We start from the raw sequence: 18187 nt of genomic DNA on the forward strand, positions 1-18187 counted from the left end.
CGTTAACTCAGCATTATATTTACATTGCTGAAGCTATGCAAGAAAAATTGTTTGGTGTAAAGGGGTTAGCCTCTACGCATACTGTCAAAAAAATCCGCATTGTTTTTAGTTGACTTGATTTTGTCTAGCAAGAACTCCATCGCCTCAAGGTCATCCATTGGGTAGAGAAGTTTACGCAATACCCAGATTTTCTGTAGCACGTCTTTCTCAATTAGCAACTCTTCACGACGTGTACCGGATTTATTCACATTGATCGCAGGGTATTGGCGTTTTTCAGCCATGCGGCGATCTAGATGGATCTCCATGTTGCCTGTGCCTTTAAACTCTTCGTAGATGACGTCATCCATACGTGAGCCGGTATCAACTAGCGCAGTCGCAATAATCGTGAGTGAGCCGCCTTCTTCAACATTTCTGGCTGCACCAAAGAATCTTTTAGGACGTTGCAATGCGTTAGCATCTACACCACCTGTTAGTACTTTGCCTGAAGATGGGATGACTGTGTTGTAGGCGCGTGCTAGGCGGGTAATGGAGTCTAGTAGGATGACAACATCTTTTTTGTGCTCCACTAAGCGTTTCGCTTTTTCTAGTACCATTTCTGCTACTTGTACGTGACGAGTGGCAGGCTCGTCAAACGTGGAGGCAACCACCTCACCTTTGACTGAGCGTGTCATTTCTGTCACTTCTTCAGGACGTTCGTCAATTAACAACACGATTAAAATCACATCAGGATGGTTGGCAGTAATGGCATGTGCAATATTTTGCATCATGACTGTTTTACCACTTTTTGGGCTAGCAACCAGTAGGCCGCGTTGCCCTTTGCCTATCGGTGCAATCATATCAATGACACGGCTAGTGATGTTTTCAGCACCTTTAATATCACGCTCTAATGTCAGCGGAATCGTTGGAAATAAAGGCGTTAAGTTTTCAAATAGAATTTTATGTTTGGTGTTTTCAGGCGCTTCACCATTGACCATGTCTACTTTAACTAAAGCAAAGTAGCGCTCGCCATCTTTAGGGATGCGAATCTCACCTTGAATGCTATCGCCAGTATGCAAATTAAAACGGCGAATCTGTGATGGTGATACATAAATGTCATCAGGACCAGCTAAATAAGAAGTGTCTGGTGATCTTAGAAAGCCAAAGCCATCTTGCAAAACCTCTAAAGTGCCATCTCCAAAAATGCTTTCGCCTTTTTTTGCCTTATTTTTGAGAATAGCAAAAATCAAATCTTGTTTTCGCATCCGGCTGGCATTGTCGATTTCGTTGGCAATGGCCATTTCTACTAATTCTGTAACGGGTAGATGTTTGAGGTCTGATAGATGCATGAGGTCTCGCTAGAACAAGATGAGTGTAGAGATAATGTAAGGCTTTAGATTTAAATGCCAGAGGCTTAGTTTTGTTGCCTGAAGGGTGTGGTGCTTGGTTTTAAAGTGATACTTGTTTAAAACCAAGCGCTTGATTTATGCTTAGCGTAATGTGTTTAGATGTTGCTGTCAATAAAAGCTGTCAGTTGTGATTTAGATAATGCACCAACTTTTGTTGCTTCTACATTGCCATTTTTAAATAACATGAGTGTTGGAATGCCACGAATACCATATTTAGGTGGAGTTTGTTGGTTATCATCAATGTTTAGTTTAGCAACTTTGATGCGGCCAGCATATTCTTTTGAAATTTCATCCAAAATTGGCGCGATCATTTTACATGGGCCACACCACTCTGCCCAGTAGTCGACAAGAACTGGAATTTGCGATTGTAGAACATCTTGTTCAAAACTTGCATCGCTTAGGTGTGTGATGTGTTCGCTCATAGAAAAAACCTTTAAATAGAATATAACTAATAATACTTGAAAATGTGTATCGTAACGAAAAAAAATGCTTTAGTGAAGTCTAAATTGTGCCGATTAAGATTTAAATTCTACAATATTTATGGTGCAGTTAACACGTGAATACTATTTGAATAGTCGCAACAAGTATTTTTTAAATTGATGGATTAAGTTGGCAGGTCTCTATTTAGTGAGTATTCAATGAATGATATTGAACTGAATGCGTTCAAAGTCATGTGTTCTTTCAATTAACTTATTAAGCATGACTTGCTCGCTTTTTTGATTGTAGGTATATGTCAGCTGGCGTCCGTTAATGTAAGTGCCTCTTGGTGCGATGATTGTTGCAACTTGTTTTACGGCTACAATTTCTGGCAGCACTAGTATGTTGCTGATCGCGCTGTGTTGAAATGTCTGCGCAACAGCACTCTCCGCACATGGTGCAATTAGTTGAACCCCGATGTCTAGGCGATCTCTAGTGCCACAGTTGGCCCATTTGACAACGCCAATAGACCATTGTTGTTCATTTTTTCCTCTGAGCGCAATTAGCCCGCCAACCTTGATATTTTTTTCGGCATTATGATAACGTCTAATTGATATGCCTGTTGCACTGATATTTAATATTTTCCAGCGTGATGGGGTTGCGTGAGACGCATTGAGTGCTAGGTGACTATCATCATTGGTTATGCTTGTCGCAGTGATGATGTTGTGAATTTTATCGATACCAGCAACAATCTCAATGTCGCCATTTTTGGCGGATCGACTAAAAATACGTTTGGGTGATATTCCCCAGTTGGTAATGAGGTACGCAAGTAGTGCGATATAGTCATTATGGTTTGCATCTGGGCTGATGCTTCCATTCACTGGGGATGTGCGATTTTGAAGTTTGTTAAGGTCTTCATGGATGTCACGAATGAGGTCTATGGTGTGTAGTAACAGTTCGGAGTCTGGGTTGGGGGCTGTCTTTTTTTTACTGTAGGGGACTGGAGGTGCGTCTGATGTTAAATTGATAATAAATGCACCTGAGCTATTTTCTAGAGGTTCAATCGCTGTGATTCTTGCAGTGCTGACATGATGAGCTAAATAATCTGCAATGGCGCTGATGTCTTGTTGAATGAGGTGATGTGGTTGCGCAAGGCTCATTAGTAACGTGTGCTTGTACGTATCTTCTATGGAAGTAAGTAGGTGCGCATAGGTTTTTATTGATAACTGAGCGGGCTCGTCAGCGATCACTGTATGCATGATGCCTAGCTTAGCTGCGCAAAAGTAAAGCTGGTGTAAGTCGCTCCAGATGAAGCTAGGTGGAGTCTGGTAAGTTTGGTATTGAACTAATGCGTGTTGTGCGATTGCATGCATTGCTCGCTGAATAGCGATGGCTGAGTTTTTATCTGTACGTAGTTTAATGAGTTGATTCTGTAAGTCGATTAAGACTAGCTTGTAGCCGTAGCCAAGTTCTATCCACAATGATTCGCAAGCGGTTGCTGCAGATTTTGCTTTATCTTCAAGGGGTAGCGTTGCGTTAATGTAGTCTGTAGCTAACACGTTTGTGGTTTTGATGACTAAGGTACGATAGCAGTCCAAGGCTTGCATTCTTTGGCTAGGAGAAACTTTCTGCCGATTTAGTGTTTCCAATTCATTATGTAGATGCGTAGCAATATCAACTGCGTCTTGTGTATTAAGTTCTTGTAGTAGCTGATGTATTTTCTGCGGACGTGTTTCGGCAATAAATACAGGATGCTCTAATAACGCTGGAATGTTGAGATTTAATGCCATATTATTTTTTTTGCAATCAATTTATATGTGTGGATGATTGTATGATATTGCTTATGTCAATATTGTTATAAACAGTACGTATGCTTAGCATACATCTAAAAAAGTGTTTTTGCTAGCATGGTTATCTTTGGTACTAAATAGTATGTTGTTGTTTTTATGGTGAATTTATGAATAAGTTCTTATTGGGTTTATTAATGCTGCTACACAGTTGTTTTTCGTATGCTGATGTCGCTGCGAAACCTAATTTCTTGCTTAAGGATATGTCTGGGGTTCAACATCAGCTTTCTCAGTACAAAGGGAAATGGGTATTAGTGAATTATTGGGCAACGTGGTGTCCGCCATGTCTGGAGGAAGTCCCAGATTTGGTCAATCTTTATGATCAGCATCAACAAAAAGATCTTGTCATTTTGGGAGTGGTGTTTGACTACAAAGATGTGCAAGAGGTGAATGAGTATGTCGACGACATGTTAATGTCTTATCCGATAGTGCTGGGTGACGATAGTGTTGTCGAGCAGATTGGTGCGGCGGATGTCATGCCAACCACCTTTATTTACAATCCTAAAGGAAAGTTAGTGAAAACAAAGCGCGGAATTGTGACAAAACAATATGTGGAAAATCTGATGAAGTCTGGTAATGCGCGTTAAGTCTTATCAACTTGCTTGGGTTTGCCTTATGCGCAGTTTGTTGAGGTACGCATAAGGTTCGGTAGTCTTTTTATCTAGTGAGGTACAGGGATACTGTTGCCATTGCTATCAAGTACGTTTAATTGATTTTCGTCAGCGAAGTGCATTAACTGAGCGTAACCTTCAGGGTTAACGGTTTTTAGTTTTAAATCTACGGCGAGGCAACGTACGCCATTGACCACACGTGGTTTTAAGTATGGTGAATATTTTAGTTTGCGATCTTCACCAAAGGTTGCGTAAGTGCTACACATGCGATCCACCCAGTCACTAGGACGGAATGGTTTGCCTGCACGTGTGTTGCCTTCAATGATAACCTCTAGTTGCTCTGGAGCGTTTGTGTGTTCTGTAGTCATTTAATATTTACCTGTGGTTGCGCTACTTCAGCAGCGTAGGAATTGGTTGCATTATATCATTCCCAGCCATGATGAAAATACGACTTGTTTTGAAAGCCTAAGAATCTATTGAGATACTTTTGGGGATGTTTGTAATGATGCTCGGTAATTTAGCTTATCTGTCAGCGTTTCACTCAAACACCTCGCTACGTAAATAAAGTAAGTAGCGAGGCCGATCTGATGTTGCGTAAGCTTAATGCACATGCCCACCAAACTTTGCCTTAGTCTATGGCATATATTCGAATACTTTTACTACGGTAGTCACACCACTAACATTGCGCGCAATTTCTACTGCAGCATCAGCTTCTTTCTGTGTGACATAGCCTAGTAGATAAACAATACTGTTTTCAGTAACGACTTTAACGTGATTGGCGCTAAAACGATTCTCAGTAACAAATTGTGTTTTAACTTTTGAGGTTAGGAAAGAGTCATTTGCGCGAGCGCTTAATGATGTTTTCGGCCCAATCACTAATTCATTTGTAAGGCTGCGCACACTTTCTGTGGCCAAAATGATATTGCCTGCTTGGGTTTTTGCATTGTCATTAGGGACTTCACCTGTTAATAGTACATTGCCTTTAAAGCTAGTGACGTTGACGTGCGCCTCTTCACCTAAGGTGTCGTGAATTTTCTTGACCGCTTTTAGTTCGATATTTTGATCTTCAACATAGATGCCTGAAGTCCTTCTATCTGCAGCCATAACGCCAGTTGCTGCTGCGCCACCTACTACAAGAGGTACACAAGCGCTGATTTGAGAAGCTAATGCTAATGCAGCGAATAGTTTAATGGGTAGTTTCATAGTGAACGTCCTTTTATGGATTGGTAATTGAATAGAGAGGCTAGCTGTCTTTTAGAAGGCATCTTTTATCCATTCTACTGCGGTTGCATCAAGCGCATGTAATAAAATTGCGTCAAAACGACACGCGTGATTGCCGTGTGTTTGTAAATAAACTTCTGCAGTACGAGAAAGTTTTTGTTGTTTGCTCGGTGTAATGCTCATTCCAGCGCCTCCGAATCTAGGATTGCTTCGTAAGCGAACCTCAACAAACACGAGAGTTTTTCTGTCACGCATGATAAGGTCAATTTCTCCATGCACGCAACGATAGTTCTTCTCTAACAGAATAAGTCCATTCTTTTGCAGAAAAGTTGCAGCAAGCTGTTCGGCCGCATGGCCTTCTATCATATGTTTAGCTTGTTGTTTTTCAGTCATGCACTTTAGTATAACTACTCTTTGGTAATGCCTTCGTAAGTATACCTGGCCATTGACGGCTGACGCGTAATGGCAGGAGGGTTTATGCTGATTTGGCCAGTTAGTCCATTAATGATCACTTCTTTTTCGCTAGGATGTTGCGTGGCAACGAGTATCGATAGCGCATCTACACCTAATGCATACCAGCGTAATAATTCGTTCGAATTTAGTTGAGTGATGCTGTTTTGGTGTTTGGTGAATTCTGCATTGGGTTGCAATAAAAATGGAATCTCTACAAAGCGCACTGCGTGTAATGCAATATCGGTAGATGTATCATGTAAGTTAGAAAATGCGACGGTAGGAGTGCCTACATTAAGGAATGGTTTGATAATCCGCGCGTCAGCCGCTGGTAGGGCTAAAAGTAGCATGTCGTGCGGTTTTGCGCTGATTTTTGTTTGAATGTCGAGTAAGCTTGGATCGTTGACCGCAAGGTGCTTTGGCAATGTGATGATGTTGAAGTTGTCGTGGTTTTCATTCAAATTAAATGCTTTTTGCCATGCAGCACTAAAGTGCTTGAGTAACGCAACCGAGTTTTCGTCTTCAGTTGTAAGAATTGCAACATGGCTAATCCCGTTGCTGGTAGCAAATTTTACAAGTTGTTCAGCCTCGTTATTTAAGTGCAGGCCTATTGTTAGGGTTTGCTGCTTGTTTGCATGATATTGAATAGAGTTTGCTTCATCTGCTTCGGAATCAAGTTGTAGTGCAATATGATAAGGGCTTGTTGTTGGTGCTCCAGTATTAATGTCAGTATTAACGGATGGTGAGTCTTCTTCGTTTATATTCGTTTCATCGTTTGTCAATCGACTGATGTGAATAGTGTTATTTGCCTCCTGATGTGAAAGCGCTGTTTGTAATCCAAGTTTAAAAGCCTCCGCTTTGGCGCTATCTATGTCGGAAGTTGTTTTAAATGTAATCACAATCTCATTATCTGATAATAGCTTGAGTATTTGTTTTGCCTTATGTATATGTAAACTACTAGAGAACGCGACTGCGGGATGATCTTGATAGCTGATTTTCCAAGCTTTTAAGCTACTGCTTAGGTCTTGATGTTTTGCGGCTAAGGCTAAATCAACCCAGCCTTGAAAGAGGTCATCAGTGTTGTTTCCGCGAATAGCCACTAGCTCGATTTGACTTAGTTTGCTAAGTAAATCCCATATTTGCTTGTGGTTGAGAGCTGTTGCATCTTTTTGCTGCGAGGATGCTGTTTTCGCTAGGGCTATGTCAACCTCTAATAAATGTATTAGGGCTTGTTCTGTGTCTTGTAGCTGTGCAAAAGCTTTTGCCAAATGCTGATGCAAGCTGATTTTTGCTCCTGAAGTGAAATGTGCCTCAGCTTGTAGTGGTAGTAATAACTGAAGTGTTTGATCTAATGCTTGGTTGTAATAGGCAATTTCACCTTGTAACAGCTTTGCGTAAGGTGAGTTGCTAGGTATTTTTGCCAGCGCAGTCATGGCGCAGGCGGTATTAGCCTCTTTGAGGCAGGTTTCGCCGACCAAAAGCTGCGCTTCAGCTTGGCGATTGGAGGTGCTGATTTGCGCTGCGGCTAAATTTAAACTGCTAAAAAGCAGGCATGTTGCTAAAATGATGTTTATTAAATTATTGGTCATTAAATTTTGTATCCTATAGGCATATTATATGTTGTCGCAACGCCAATTGGAAATCTGCAAGATATTACCTTGCGAGCGTTGGATACACTTAAAGCTGTTGATGCGATTGCAGCGGAAGACACGCGCCATACATCTGGCTTGTTAAGTTATTTTGGTATTAGCAAAAAACTAATTGCAGTGCATGAGCATAACGAGCATCAATCAGCAGAAAAGTTATTGTCACAACTCAATGCTGGCGAGAGTATCGCACTGGTGACCGATGCTGGTACGCCAGGCATTAGCGACCCAGGCGCGGTGGTGGTGGATTTAGTGCGTAAAGCTGGGGTGAAAGTGGTGCCAGTGCCAGGCGTGAGTGCCGTGATTGCAGCGCTGTCAGCCAGCGGCATTGTGCAAAATGGTTTTATGTTCCATGGTTTTTTGCCAGCAAGTGGCGCTGCGCGACGTAAAGTATTGGAAACACTAAAAACACAAACTGTGACATTGGTCATTTATGAAGCGCCACATCGCATTGTTGATAGTATTGCCGACATGTGTGCGGTGTTGGGTGGTGAGCGCCGTATCACTTTTGCACGTGAGCTGACCAAAACTTTTGAAACGATTTACAGTTGCAACCTCTCAGATGCCGTCGCTTGGCTGGAAGCTGATACTAATCAGCAGCGCGGAGAATTTGTGTTGTTGATAGAAGCTGCTGCCCTTAAAGACGCAGAAGAAATGCCTGAAGAGACTGTGCGCATATTAAAGTTGCTGTTGGCGGAGCTTCCGCTCAAGCAGGCAGTTAAGCTGGCCACGGAAATTACCCATGAAAAAAAGAATGTTTTATACGAATTTGCACTACAGTTAAAACAAGAATCTGAATAACCGTAAGTACTATTGAATTAGAGCTATTGAACATGAATAATCCTATGCACTCACTTACCATTACACGTCCAGATGATTGGCACTTACATTTAAGAGACGGCGGTGCGCTTAAAGCGGTGTTGCCTGATACGGCAAGGCAGTTTGCACGAGCGATTGTGATGCCGAACTTGCGTCCGCCAGTCACAACCACTGCGCTAGCAATTGAGTATCGGGAGCGCATTCTAAACGCGCTACCAGTAGGCGCAAACTTTGAGCCATTAATGACCTTGTACCTCACAGATAAAACTACTGCCGAGGAAATTGAACGCGCTAAAGCAAGTGGCATAGTCCATGGGGTAAAGCTTTACCCTGCGGGCGCTACCACTAACAGTGATTCTGGTGTGACGAACTTAGGGCACTGTGTTGCGGCGCTGGAAGCGATGGAAAAATTGGGTGTACCTTTGCTGACGCACGCTGAGGTGACCGATAGTGATGTTGATGTGTTTGATCGCGAGCGCGTGTTTATTGAGCGCAATATGATTCCATTGCTTAATCGATTCCCAAACTTAAAAGTCGTGTTTGAGCATATCACCACTCAAGATGCCGCTGATTTTGTATTGCAAGCACCAAGTAACGTAGCGGCAACGATTACTGCGCACCATTTGTTGATGAATCGTAATGACATGTTTAAAGGCGGGATTCAGCCGCATCATTATTGTTTACCAATTTTGAAGCGTGAAGAGCACCGTGTTGCTTTGGTAAAGGCGGCAACTTCTGGAAACCCTAAATTCTTCTTGGGTACGGATAGTGCGCCACATGCTAAGCATACAAAAGAGGCAGCCTGTGGGTGTGCAGGTATGTATACAGCCCATACCGCAATGGAGTTATATACAGAGGCGTTTGAAGCAGCTGGCGCTTTAGATAAGCTGGAAGGTTTTGCAAGTTTCTATGGCGCAGACTTTTACGGGCTAGCTCGCAATACTGAGCAAGTGACCTTGGTAAAGGAAAGTTGGAAAGTGCCCAGTAGCTTGCCGTATGAAGGTGATGTATTGGTGCCGTTGAAGGCCGATCAGATGCTGGGTTGGAAGATGATTTAACGCTTTATCTTTTACATCTTGTTATTTTAGGCCTTCTTAATTGAAGCTAAGTAAAGGCTCTCCACCTTGTCGCGAGCCCACTGGGTTTTACGTAAGAATTTCAAGCTTGATTTAATACTAGGATCATGACTAAAGCAATTGACGGGGATGCGTTCTGCGAGCGCTTCCCAGCCGTAGTAATCTACCAAATAGGTCACGATGGCTTCTAATGTAACGCCATGTAAAGGGTTGTTGTGTTGAGTGCTTGTCATAAGTGTATTTATAACATTAATTCGCTTAACTACATTCAAAAAGTATATTGATTGACAGTGTTAAAACTACTTGGTAATGTGAGCTTAATCTCTTGAGTTAAATTCGAATGATGAATGTAAATACTTCTTTATCTGGCATGTACACTGCGCAAGCTCGCTTAGACGTAGCTGCGAATAATATTGCCAACCTTGGTACGGATGGCTTTACAAGAAAAGAAGTCGTGCAGGCTGATTTGCCTGAGGGTGGTGCTAAAGTTGCAGATATTAGAAGTGCTGCGCAGTCTGGCAATAATTTAGAAGCTGATATGGTTGAGCAAATTAAAGCCAGAAATACTTACATGACTAATTTATCCGTATTTAAGTCCAATAATGATATGTTGATGGGTACTATCATTGATATTAGTGCTTAATTAGTATTCGGTTGTTGCATTTTTAAGTTTGGAGCTTGGTATGGATGTATCAGGAATAGCAGCGGCGGCATCTAATCTTGCACAGTACAAAACTGCCACTGATGTGCAATTGGCTGTGTTTAAAAAAGCTATCGACATCAGTGCTCAAAGCTCGTTGCAGCTCATTCAAGCAGCTACACAATCTTTACCTAATAATCCCCCAAATCTTGGTAATAGTATCGATACTTTCGCTTAGCTAAATATGATTAGCTTGATAGATAGTTTCTTTTTATTTATTTAACGATTGTGCTTATTTTGTCGGGCGCTTAAATAACTTGGCTTTAAGTTTTAAGTGCAAATGTTGCTTCAACACATTAATCCCCCTTTTATATTTCCTAGTGCTCAGGTCTTGCTCAGACTTTTTTGCCGCTGATTCGTCAGGCAATAAACTCGGATAGTTTGTCTTGCTGCATGCTAAAATACGCATGAAGCTGGCTAGACAGTCGCCGCTCACATTTAACTTGCCAGTTTACTGGCTTAGTTAATGAGGGGGGAGGAAAGTCCGGGCTGCATAGAGCGGGATGACGGTTAATGGCCGTCCGTTGAAAGCCGCAAGGTATAAGGCGAGGAATAGGGCCACAGAGACGAGCGTATTAAGTTACGGTGAAACGCGGTAACCTCCATTCGCAGCAAGACCAAATAGGCTGGTATTGGCGTGGCTCGCGCTGCCAGCGGGTAGGTTGCTTGAGCGTGCAAGTAATTGCACGCCTAGATGAATGACTGTCATGCGTTGCAAAACGCAAACAGAACCCGGCTTATCGGCCAGCTTCACTCTTTACTTGCCACTTCAGTGGCTTATCGCACCAATCTTGCAGCTTTAGTTGCTTAGGTTGGTGGTGATGCCCTTTTACACTTTGCTTGCCAGTTTGCTGGCTTGGCAAATTGGGAAAGCCAAATACTGGCTTACGGGTAGTCAATAGGAGAAGCTCTTCGCATTGAACTTACTGCTTCAGCGGTTAGTGAAATGGCGATGACCCTTGCGCTTATTACGGGCTTTGTATCAAGTTAATCAATTTTTAACTTCCACTTGGCAAATAAATTGGGCAAATACATAGCAACGAATGTATTTTACGCCATCAATTTATGAATATTTTCTATGTGCTGCACATTGTTTGTTAGGTGTTCTTGGCTGTGAATAATATTCTGAGAAATCGCCTCTATTTTTAATCTGCCCTCCTGAGCTCCGTGTTGGCTTGGTCTCTTGCTGTCACCGTACTAAATCTGCTTAATTAATCATCAAAACATTTAAATATTATCCCTTAATTACAATTCAAACGCTTTCATCACTATTCTAACAATCTACATTCACACAGTTTTGTATGTGCTTAATTTATAACGATTTTATTTTTATCATCAAAATGCGCTAAGTCCTTGACGTATAAAGAAAAAATAGCAAAAAAGCGCTTGCATTGCATAATTTTTTTATCTATAGTGCATATTAGTGGGGAAAAGTGGGTTTTTGTGGGGAATTGCTCATTGCTCTGTTGTTGTCAATGAAGTGTTGGATGGGGTTGTAAATATTAGCTCGTTAGATAACTACTAAGGGTTATTTGATTGGTAAGGCGTTTGAATGAGGTTAGGCAGTTCCCCATTTTTTATATTTGAAATTGTTTGTTTGGGCTCGATAGGGCTTTAAGGGAATAACAGGCGTATGTTTCGTGGTGCTACATCATTAAGTTTGGATGCTAAGAGCAGGCTGGCTGTGCCAACAAAGCACAGAGAAGCATTGCAGCTTGAGTGCGCCGGCAACTTGGTGTTAACTGCGCATCCTCATCGTTGCTTGTTGTTATATCCACAGCCTGCTTGGGAGCCGATTCAGGCAAAAATGATGGCATTATCATCGTTTGATAAGCAATCAAGTGCGCTACAAAGATTGCTGGTTGGCTTTGCTGAAGATATTAGTTTAGATGGCGCTGGTCGTTTGTTAGTGTCGCCAGTATTGCGTGATTTTGCTGGTTTAGATAAAGAAGTGATGTTGGTTGGCCAAGGTAGCCATTTTGAATTGTGGAGCATGTCTGCTTGGCGTGCTCAGTTAGAGCAAGTAATGCAAAGTGACAGTTTTGCAATGCCAGCAGAATTAGAGGGATTTTCGCTGTGATTAAGGGCGTGAACAGCGCGCCCACCAAAGCATCATTGTCTTCAAAAAAAGCGACTTCGAAAAGCGCTGATAAGTTAGAAAAGTACCCACAAGAAGTGTCAGCATCAAATTCAAATCAAAGTCAAAGCATTGGGGATGAAGCTTCTTCTGTAGGCGCACATATTACTGTGTTGCTGAATGAGGCTGTGCATGCTTTAGACATTAAGCCAAATGGTATCTATGTAGATGGTACGTTTGGGCGTGGTGGACATTCCAGAAAAATTTTAGCGCAGTTGGGTGATGGCGGGCGTTTGATTGCATTTGATCGTGACTTGAGTGCTATTGAGTCAGGCAAAGCAATAGAGGATCCTCGCTTTATGCTGGTGCATAGCCACTTTGCTGCTATGCAAGCGCGTCTGGCTGAGTTGGGTGTAAGTCATGTGGATGGGATTTTATTGGATCTTGGCATTTCGTCTCCGCAAATTGATGAGGCTAGCCGTGGATTTAGTTTTAGGTACGATGCGCCGCTTGATATGCGCATGGATCAAAGTAGTGGTGAAACAGCGGCAGAGTTTCTTGGCCGTACAACAGAGCAGCAATTAGCGGAGGTTATAAAAAATTATGGTGAAGAACGGTTTGCTAAGTCGATTGCAAGGGCGATTATTACGGAGCGCAATGACGGGCGTGCCATCACCACTACTGGGCAGCTTGCCCAGGTCGTGGCAGGTGCAGTCACGCGCTTCGAGCCAGGGCAGAACCCTGCAACGCGCACATTTCAAGCTTTACGGATTTTCGTCAATAAGGAGCTTGAGGAACTATCGCTAACGATGCCGCAATGTCTTCATTTGCTAGCACCACATGGTCGGCTAGCGGTAATTAGCTTTCACTCACTTGAAGATCGCATGGTGAAGCAGTTTATTCGAGACCAAGCGGATCGTGATGACTTGCCTGCTAACTTCCCTGTGCGTGCGGCTGATTTGCCTCAGCCCAGGTTGAGAGGTGTGGGGAAAGCAGTTAAGCCTAGTGATGCAGAAGTGAAGGCTAATCCGCGTTCGCGTAGTGCAGTGTTACGTGTGGCGGAAAGGACGTCGGTGGTATGACGCGCCTTAATCTAATTTTATTTTTTGCTTTGATGTTTTCGGCATTGGGGTTGGTCAATGCGCAGCATCAAGCGCGCAAATTATATATAGAGTTAGAGCATTTAAATCAAACTGAAAAACAGTACGATCAGGAATATGGCCAGTTGCAGTTGGAGCAGAGTACTTGGGCGATGCATTCGCGCATTGAGCAGATTGCTGCTCAGCAATTACAAATGCAGGTGCCTGATGCGAAAAGGATACAGGTGGTGAGCTTGGTGTCTCGTTTGCCTCTGATTCAATCGACTAATCTGCAAAATGGGGTGGCACCTTAATGGCAATGCACGCACCTTTAGTCGTTGTAAAGTTACCAGCATGGCGTCGTCGCTTGTTGCTGGTGCTTGTGCTGCTAGGGTTTGCTGCTTTGCTAGGTAGGGGTGTGTATTTGCAAAGCTTCCATAAACGCTTTTTGCAAGAAAAAGGTGATGCACGTTACAGTCGCACGTTGGTGCTACCTTCTCAGCGCGGAAAAATTACTGATCGTTATGGTGAGTTGTTGGCAATCAGTTCTCCGGTAGAGTCTGTGTGGGCTAATCCGTCAGATGTGCAAATTACTGCAAGCCAAACAAAGAAGCTGGCAGATTTGCTGGGTTTGAAGAAAGCTTCTGTTGATAAGAAGTTGGCTAACAATACGCGTGAGTTTGTATATTTGAAGCGCCGTGTATCTCCAGAGTTGGCTGCTGAGATTATGCAGCTTGGTATTTCTGGTGTGTATTTGCAACGTGAATATAAGCGGTATTACCCTGCGGGCGATGTGACGGCTCATTTGGTGGGCTTTACTGATATTGATGATAAAGGTCAGGAAGGTTTTGAGCTGGCGATGAATGATGCGTTGTCAGGTAAGAATGGCAGCCGCAAAGTGATTAAAGACCGTGCCGGTCGAATTATTGAGGATTTGGAAGCAGTGAAAGTGCCACAAGATGGCGCGGATATCACCTTGTCTATTGACCGTAGGATTCAGTATTTAGCGCATCGTGAGCTGACAAAAGCAGTTGATAAGTTTAAAGCAAACGCTGGTGCAGCGATTGTGTTGGATGCGAAGACGGGTGAGGTGTTGGCGATGGTGAATGTGCCTACATATAACCCAAACAACCCTGTCAATATTCAAGGTAAAACACGTAACCGTGCAATTACTGACATTTTTGAGCCGGGTTCAACCATGAAAACTGTCACGGCTGCGGCTGCATTAGAGGCTGGAAAATTTACCCCGGATACCGTGATTCAAACAGCGCCTGGTTATATGAGCATAGGTCCCGCAACCATACATGATGCACATCCTCATGGCGCGATGACGGTGTCAGAAGTGATTCAGAAGTCTTCAAACGTTGGTGCTGTGAAAATGGCGCTTTCGCTTGAGCCTCAATATTTATGGGGGGTCTTTAACTTAATCGGTTTTGGTTCTAAGACCCGCATCGGTTTTCCTGGAGAGGTTTCTGGAAAGTTACGTGATTACAAAACTTGGCGACCTATTGAGCAAGCGACGATGTCTTACGGACATGGCATCAGTGTGACGTTGTTGCAAATGGCAAGGGCGTACACAGTATTTGCAAATGATGGTGAGCTGAAACCGGTTTCTTTACTGAAGTTAAAGGATGTGCCAGTAGGGACTCAGGTATTTAGTGCCCAAACTGCAAATGCAGTCAAAGATATGTTGGAGCTAGTGGTCTTGCCAGGAGGCACTGCTTTAAGGGCGCAAGTGCTCGGTTATCGTGTTGCAGGCAAAACCGGTACTACGCATAAGCTTGGTGATCATGGCTATGAAAAGAATAAATATGTAGGTTCTTTTGTAGGCATGGCACCAGCTTCTAATCCACGTTTGATTATGGCTGTGATGATTGATGACCCAAGTAGTGGTGAGTATTTTGGCGGCACGGTTGCTGCGCCGGTATTTAGTGCCGTCATGGCAGACGCCTTACGTATGTTATCCGTACCACAAGATGCACCAAATAATAATGTTGTGATTCCTAGTGGTGTTGAAGATGTAAAGGAAAGTATATGACCTTTCTTACATCATTTAATCAATCATTTACCTTAGTGACGGCAGATAGCCGACAAGTTGTACCTGGCGCCTTATTTTTGGCGTATCCGGGTGTGCATAGTGATGGTCGCAAATATATTGCGCAGGCAGTTGCTGCGGGTGCTAGTGCTGTACTTTGGGAAAGCCAAGGCTTTACTTGGGATGCTGCTATCAAGGTGGCTAATCTTGGTGTGAGTCAATTGAAAAACCAAGTGGCAGAGATTGCTGCTGAGTTTTACCAATATCCATCGCGCAAGCTGGGTGTAATAGGTGTGACCGGTACTAACGGCAAAACCTCAGTGAGCCAATGGATTGCGCAGGCCATGCAAGCTTTGGGTGAGAAAACGGCAGTTATTGGCACCATAGGCAGCGGTTTTACCGATGTTAGCGGCAACGGCTTAGTGGAAACCAGTAACACCACACCAGATGCGATTTTGTTGCAAAAAATGTTGGCAGATTATGCCAATCAAGGTGCTGTAGCGGTTGCGATGGAAGTTTCATCGCATGGCTTAGATCAAGGCCGTGTGAATGCGATTGAGTTTGATTTTGCCGTTTTTACTAACCTGACGCGTGACCATCTGGATTATCACCAAACGATGGACGCTTATGCGAGTGCGAAGCGTAAGTTATTTGATTGGCCAAGTTTACGTACTGCGGTAGTGAATGCTGATGATGATTTTGGCAAAGAGGTGGCGGAGTCGTTGCGTGTAAGTGGTAAGTCATTAGTGACTTACGGTTTGATGCAGGGTGATGTACGTGCGGACACGCTGACGTTGAGTGCTAACGGAATTAGTATACAGGTGATTACGCCGCAGGGTGTGGCAGTGCTAAGCGCGCCAGTATTGGGGCGGTTTAATGCTTATAACTTGCTAGCAGTGCTGGCAACCTTATTGGCGCGCCAAGTGCCATTAGGTGACGCGATATCTGCTATTGCACAGATTAAGCCTGTGGCTGGACGTATGCAGCAATTTGGTGGAAAGGATAAGCCGTTAGTGGTAGTGGATTATGCACATACGCCTGATGCTTTGGAGAATGTGTTAGTGAGTCTGCGTGAGCAAACGCAAGGTAAGTTAATTTGTGTGTTTGGTTGCGGTGGTGATCGTGACGCAGGTAAGCGTCCGCTGATGGGTTCGATTGCTGAAAAGTATGCACACCATGTGGTGGTGACTAGCGACAATCCGCGTAATGAAAACCCTGCTTTGATTATTGAGCAAATCGTTAATGGTATGACGGTGTTGCCAAGCATCGCGCCTGATCGTGCAGTTGCGATTCAGCAGGCAATTAAGTTTGCGAATAAGGATGATGTTGTGTTGCTGGCGGGCAAAGGGCACGAGGATTATCAGGAAATTGGCGGCTTAAGAACGCCATTTAGCGATATTGCCGTTGCGCAGTCTGCATTATTGAATTGGGTGCCTGATCAGGCAATGGCGGTGGGTGAATGATGATGTTATCAGAAGCAGCAGCGGCATTAGGCGTAAAGCACGTGGGTGCTGATGTGCAATTTACCTCTGTGGGTAGTGATAGCCGCAATATTGTGGCGGGTCAGTTATTTGTGGCGCTTAAAGGTGCGAACTTTGATGGAAATACTTTTGCAAAAGAGGCACTAAAACTGGGTGCCGTGGCTGTGCTGGTTTCTGATAAGACCGTGCAAGTTGAACCTCGGTTGGTCGTTGCGGATACGAGACTTGCCTTGGGTGAGTTAGCTAAATACTGGCGCGGAAAATTTAACGTTCCTGTGGTTGCAGTGACAGGAAGTAATGGCAAAACGACCACCAAGGAAATGCTGACGGCTATTTTAAGCGTTGCTAGTCAGGGGCGTGAGTATGTGCACGCGACCTATGGCAACTTAAATAACGATATTGGTCTGCCGCTGACCTTGCTCAAAATGAACCCAAGTCACCAATATGCTGTGCTTGAAATGGGCATGAACCATTTAGGTGAAATTGACTATTTAACACATATTACCAAACCCGATGTGGCGTTAATTAATAACGCAGGCATAGCGCATATTGGTGAGCTAGGCTCGCGTGACAATATTGCCAAGGCAAAGGGAGAGATTTTTGCCGGATTAAAGCATGACGGTATCGCCGTGATTAATGCAGATAGTCATTATGCTGGGTACTGGAAGTCACTAAACCCAAAAAGAAAAGTAGTGACTTTTGGTTTGAGTAAAGCAGAAAATGTAAGTGCACACTATCAAGCAGGTGAAGGTTTTAGCTTGATGACATTGTCTACGCCAGTTGGTGAACTAAGCGTTAAGTTGAATGTGCAAGGTGAGCATAATATTAGTAATGCCTTAGCCGCAAGTGCAACGGCTTATGCCTTAGGTGTCTCGCTTGCTGATATTGGACGTGGCTTAGAAAGTTTCACAGGCGTATATGGACGCTTGGAGCGTAAAGCGGGTGCCAATGGGTCAGTTGTGATTGACGATACGTATAACGCGAATCCAGACTCAATGAAAGCGGCTATTGATGTGCTGGCGAAGCTAACTGGCAAAAAACTGTTGATATTAGGTGATATGGGTGAATTAGGCCCAGATGCGAAAAATATGCATACAGAAGTTGGGGCTTACGCCAAGGCCGCAGGCTTAACAACACTTTATTGTTTAGGTGATTTAAGTGTAGAGGCCGTGCGAAGTTTTGGAAGTGGTGCTGAGCATTTTGGCTCCCCTGAAGCCATCACTCAGGCTGTATTGCCACAACTTGAGACGGGCGTCACTGTGTTGGTTAAGGGTTCGCGTTTTATGCAAATGGAGCGTGTGGTGAATTTGTTAGTGGAAAACAAGAAGTAGCGAATTGGGAGA

The 18187-nt window shown here is 43.6% G+C and carries 19 protein-coding genes and 1 other RNA gene; 12 read left to right on the forward strand and 8 right to left on the reverse strand.

All coding sequences use genetic code 11. The features are described from left to right. Nucleotides 1-65: 65 nt before the first annotated feature. The 3 genes from rho to A391_RS0103065 all read right to left on the reverse strand — a co-directional run bounded on the left by rho (nucleotide 66) and on the right by A391_RS0103065 (nucleotide 3592). A complete protein-coding gene (gene rho, locus A391_RS0103055; protein WP_015832965.1) occupies nucleotides 66-1325 on the reverse strand; it encodes a transcription termination factor Rho in 1260 nt (419 codons plus the stop codon). 155 nt (nucleotides 1326-1480) lie between these two features. Beyond that, on the reverse strand, nucleotides 1481-1807 hold the full coding sequence (gene trxA, locus A391_RS0103060) for a thioredoxin TrxA (protein ID WP_015832964.1): 327 nt from the start codon (nucleotides 1805-1807) through the stop codon (nucleotides 1481-1483). Between the two features lie 213 nt (nucleotides 1808-2020). Then, nucleotides 2021-3592, reverse strand: a complete 1572-nt coding sequence (locus A391_RS0103065) for a hypothetical protein (RefSeq protein ID WP_019897249.1) — start codon at nucleotides 3590-3592, stop codon at nucleotides 2021-2023. A gap of 167 nt (nucleotides 3593-3759) precedes the next feature. Between A391_RS0103065 and A391_RS0103070 the strand changes: the two genes are divergently transcribed. Next, entirely contained in the window at nucleotides 3760-4236 is a 477-nt protein-coding gene (locus A391_RS0103070; RefSeq protein WP_019897250.1) for a TlpA disulfide reductase family protein, read from the forward strand. A gap of 74 nt (nucleotides 4237-4310) precedes the next feature. Here the strand turns inward: A391_RS0103070 and A391_RS0103075 are convergent, their stop codons facing one another. The 4 genes from A391_RS0103075 to A391_RS0103090 all read right to left on the reverse strand — a co-directional run bounded on the left by A391_RS0103075 (nucleotide 4311) and on the right by A391_RS0103090 (nucleotide 7520). Beyond that, the gene (locus tag A391_RS0103075) at nucleotides 4311-4628 is read right to left on the reverse strand and encodes a DUF3579 domain-containing protein (RefSeq protein ID WP_019897251.1); all 318 of its coding nucleotides are present in this window, start codon (nucleotides 4626-4628) and stop codon (nucleotides 4311-4313) included. A gap of 265 nt (nucleotides 4629-4893) precedes the next feature. Then, entirely contained in the window at nucleotides 4894-5463 is a 570-nt protein-coding gene (locus tag A391_RS0103080; protein ID WP_019897253.1) for a BON domain-containing protein, read from the reverse strand. 51 nt (nucleotides 5464-5514) lie between these two features. Continuing rightward, entirely contained in the window at nucleotides 5515-5874 is a 360-nt protein-coding gene (locus A391_RS0103085) for a YraN family protein (protein ID WP_019897255.1), read from the reverse strand. A 14-nt stretch (nucleotides 5875-5888) separates the two neighbouring features. Beyond that, nucleotides 5889-7520 carry a penicillin-binding protein activator gene (locus A391_RS0103090; protein WP_019897256.1) on the reverse strand — a complete coding sequence of 544 codons (1632 nt, stop codon included), beginning with the start codon at nucleotides 7518-7520 and terminating at the stop codon, nucleotides 5889-5891. 6 nt (nucleotides 7521-7526) lie between these two features. Between A391_RS0103090 and rsmI the strand changes: the two genes are divergently transcribed. Beyond that, nucleotides 7527-8378 carry a 16S rRNA (cytidine(1402)-2'-O)-methyltransferase gene (gene rsmI / locus A391_RS0103095; protein ID WP_019897258.1) on the forward strand — a complete coding sequence of 284 codons (852 nt, stop codon included), beginning with the start codon at nucleotides 7527-7529 and terminating at the stop codon, nucleotides 8376-8378. 32 nt (nucleotides 8379-8410) lie between these two features. After that, nucleotides 8411-9454, forward strand: coding sequence for a dihydroorotase (pyrC, locus tag A391_RS0103100; RefSeq protein WP_019897260.1), 1044 nt, complete (start codon nucleotides 8411-8413; stop codon nucleotides 9452-9454). Between the two features lie 26 nt (nucleotides 9455-9480). On the opposite strand, the gene A391_RS0103105 is transcribed toward pyrC, so the two are convergent. Further along, nucleotides 9481-9705 (reverse strand): VF530 family DNA-binding protein, encoded by a 225-nt coding sequence (locus A391_RS0103105; protein WP_019897261.1) that lies wholly within the window; start codon nucleotides 9703-9705, stop codon nucleotides 9481-9483. 107 nt (nucleotides 9706-9812) lie between these two features. Here A391_RS0103105 and A391_RS13665 point away from each other — a divergent pair, with 107 nt between their 5' ends. The 9 genes from A391_RS13665 (at nucleotide 9813) to A391_RS0103155 (ending at nucleotide 18175) form a co-directional block, all read left to right on the forward strand. Further along, nucleotides 9813-10115 carry a flagellar basal body protein gene (locus tag A391_RS13665; RefSeq protein WP_232416131.1) on the forward strand — a complete coding sequence of 101 codons (303 nt, stop codon included), beginning with the start codon at nucleotides 9813-9815 and terminating at the stop codon, nucleotides 10113-10115. A gap of 40 nt (nucleotides 10116-10155) precedes the next feature. Then, entirely contained in the window at nucleotides 10156-10350 is a 195-nt protein-coding gene (locus A391_RS0103115) for a YjfB family protein (RefSeq protein WP_019897264.1), read from the forward strand. 231 nt (nucleotides 10351-10581) lie between these two features. Then, an RNA gene (gene rnpB, locus A391_RS14220) (RNase P RNA component class A) lies at nucleotides 10582-10928 on the forward strand. A gap of 877 nt (nucleotides 10929-11805) precedes the next feature. Continuing rightward, complete coding sequence (gene mraZ / locus A391_RS0103130) at nucleotides 11806-12252, forward strand: division/cell wall cluster transcriptional repressor MraZ (RefSeq protein ID WP_019897269.1); 447 nt, start codon at nucleotides 11806-11808, stop codon at nucleotides 12250-12252. Beyond that, on the forward strand, nucleotides 12249-13331 hold the full coding sequence (gene rsmH, locus A391_RS0103135; RefSeq protein ID WP_019897270.1) for a 16S rRNA (cytosine(1402)-N(4))-methyltransferase RsmH: 1083 nt from the start codon (nucleotides 12249-12251) through the stop codon (nucleotides 13329-13331). Before mraZ ends, rsmH begins: the two co-directional genes overlap by 4 nt. Beyond that, a complete protein-coding gene (ftsL, locus tag A391_RS0103140) occupies nucleotides 13328-13642 on the forward strand; it encodes a cell division protein FtsL (RefSeq protein WP_019897272.1) in 315 nt (104 codons plus the stop codon). The genes rsmH and ftsL overlap by 4 nt, the downstream gene beginning before the upstream one ends. Further along, complete coding sequence (locus A391_RS0103145) at nucleotides 13642-15366, forward strand: peptidoglycan D,D-transpeptidase FtsI family protein (RefSeq protein ID WP_019897273.1); 1725 nt, start codon at nucleotides 13642-13644, stop codon at nucleotides 15364-15366. Before ftsL ends, A391_RS0103145 begins: the two co-directional genes overlap by 1 nt. Then, entirely contained in the window at nucleotides 15363-16826 is a 1464-nt protein-coding gene (locus A391_RS0103150; RefSeq protein WP_019897274.1) for a UDP-N-acetylmuramoyl-L-alanyl-D-glutamate--2,6-diaminopimelate ligase, read from the forward strand. The genes A391_RS0103145 and A391_RS0103150 overlap by 4 nt, the downstream gene beginning before the upstream one ends. Then, a complete protein-coding gene (locus A391_RS0103155; protein WP_019897275.1) occupies nucleotides 16823-18175 on the forward strand; it encodes a UDP-N-acetylmuramoyl-tripeptide--D-alanyl-D-alanine ligase in 1353 nt (450 codons plus the stop codon). The genes A391_RS0103150 and A391_RS0103155 overlap by 4 nt, the downstream gene beginning before the upstream one ends. Nucleotides 18176-18187: the final 12 nt, after the last annotated feature.

This window comes from Methylotenera mobilis 13, from assembly GCF_000384255.1.
Classification (GTDB): Bacteria; Pseudomonadota; Gammaproteobacteria; order Burkholderiales; family Methylophilaceae; genus Methylotenera; species Methylotenera mobilis_B.

What these genes read in the sequence shown, in the direction of transcription:
- A391_RS0103065 (WP_019897249.1), bottom strand. Translation starts at nt 3,592, where the DNA reads ATGGCATTAAATCTCAACATTCCAGCGTTATTAGAGCATCCTGTATTT.
- A391_RS0103070 (WP_019897250.1), top strand. Translation starts at nt 3,760, where the DNA reads ATGAATAAGTTCTTATTGGGTTTATTAATGCTGCTACACAGTTGTTTT.
- A391_RS0103150 (WP_019897274.1), top strand. Translation starts at nt 15,363, where the DNA reads ATGACCTTTCTTACATCATTTAATCAATCATTTACCTTAGTGACGGCA.
- A391_RS0103145 (WP_019897273.1), top strand. Translation starts at nt 13,642, where the DNA reads ATGGCAATGCACGCACCTTTAGTCGTTGTAAAGTTACCAGCATGGCGT.
- A391_RS13665 (WP_232416131.1), top strand. Translation starts at nt 9,813, where the DNA reads ATGATGAATGTAAATACTTCTTTATCTGGCATGTACACTGCGCAAGCT.
- trxA (WP_015832964.1), bottom strand. Translation starts at nt 1,807, where the DNA reads ATGAGCGAACACATCACACACCTAAGCGATGCAAGTTTTGAACAAGAT.
- A391_RS0103155 (WP_019897275.1), top strand. Translation starts at nt 16,823, where the DNA reads ATGATGATGTTATCAGAAGCAGCAGCGGCATTAGGCGTAAAGCACGTG.
- A391_RS0103085 (WP_019897255.1), bottom strand. Translation starts at nt 5,874, where the DNA reads ATGACTGAAAAACAACAAGCTAAACATATGATAGAAGGCCATGCGGCC.
- A391_RS0103075 (WP_019897251.1), bottom strand. Translation starts at nt 4,628, where the DNA reads ATGACTACAGAACACACAAACGCTCCAGAGCAACTAGAGGTTATCATT.
- A391_RS0103090 (WP_019897256.1), bottom strand. Translation starts at nt 7,520, where the DNA reads ATGACCAATAATTTAATAAACATCATTTTAGCAACATGCCTGCTTTTT.
- A391_RS0103080 (WP_019897253.1), bottom strand. Translation starts at nt 5,463, where the DNA reads ATGAAACTACCCATTAAACTATTCGCTGCATTAGCATTAGCTTCTCAA.
- ftsL (WP_019897272.1), top strand. Translation starts at nt 13,328, where the DNA reads ATGACGCGCCTTAATCTAATTTTATTTTTTGCTTTGATGTTTTCGGCA.
- A391_RS0103115 (WP_019897264.1), top strand. Translation starts at nt 10,156, where the DNA reads ATGGATGTATCAGGAATAGCAGCGGCGGCATCTAATCTTGCACAGTAC.
- rho (WP_015832965.1), bottom strand. Translation starts at nt 1,325, where the DNA reads ATGCATCTATCAGACCTCAAACATCTACCCGTTACAGAATTAGTAGAA.
- pyrC (WP_019897260.1), top strand. Translation starts at nt 8,411, where the DNA reads ATGAATAATCCTATGCACTCACTTACCATTACACGTCCAGATGATTGG.
- mraZ (WP_019897269.1), top strand. Translation starts at nt 11,806, where the DNA reads ATGTTTCGTGGTGCTACATCATTAAGTTTGGATGCTAAGAGCAGGCTG.
- A391_RS0103105 (WP_019897261.1), bottom strand. Translation starts at nt 9,705, where the DNA reads ATGACAAGCACTCAACACAACAACCCTTTACATGGCGTTACATTAGAA.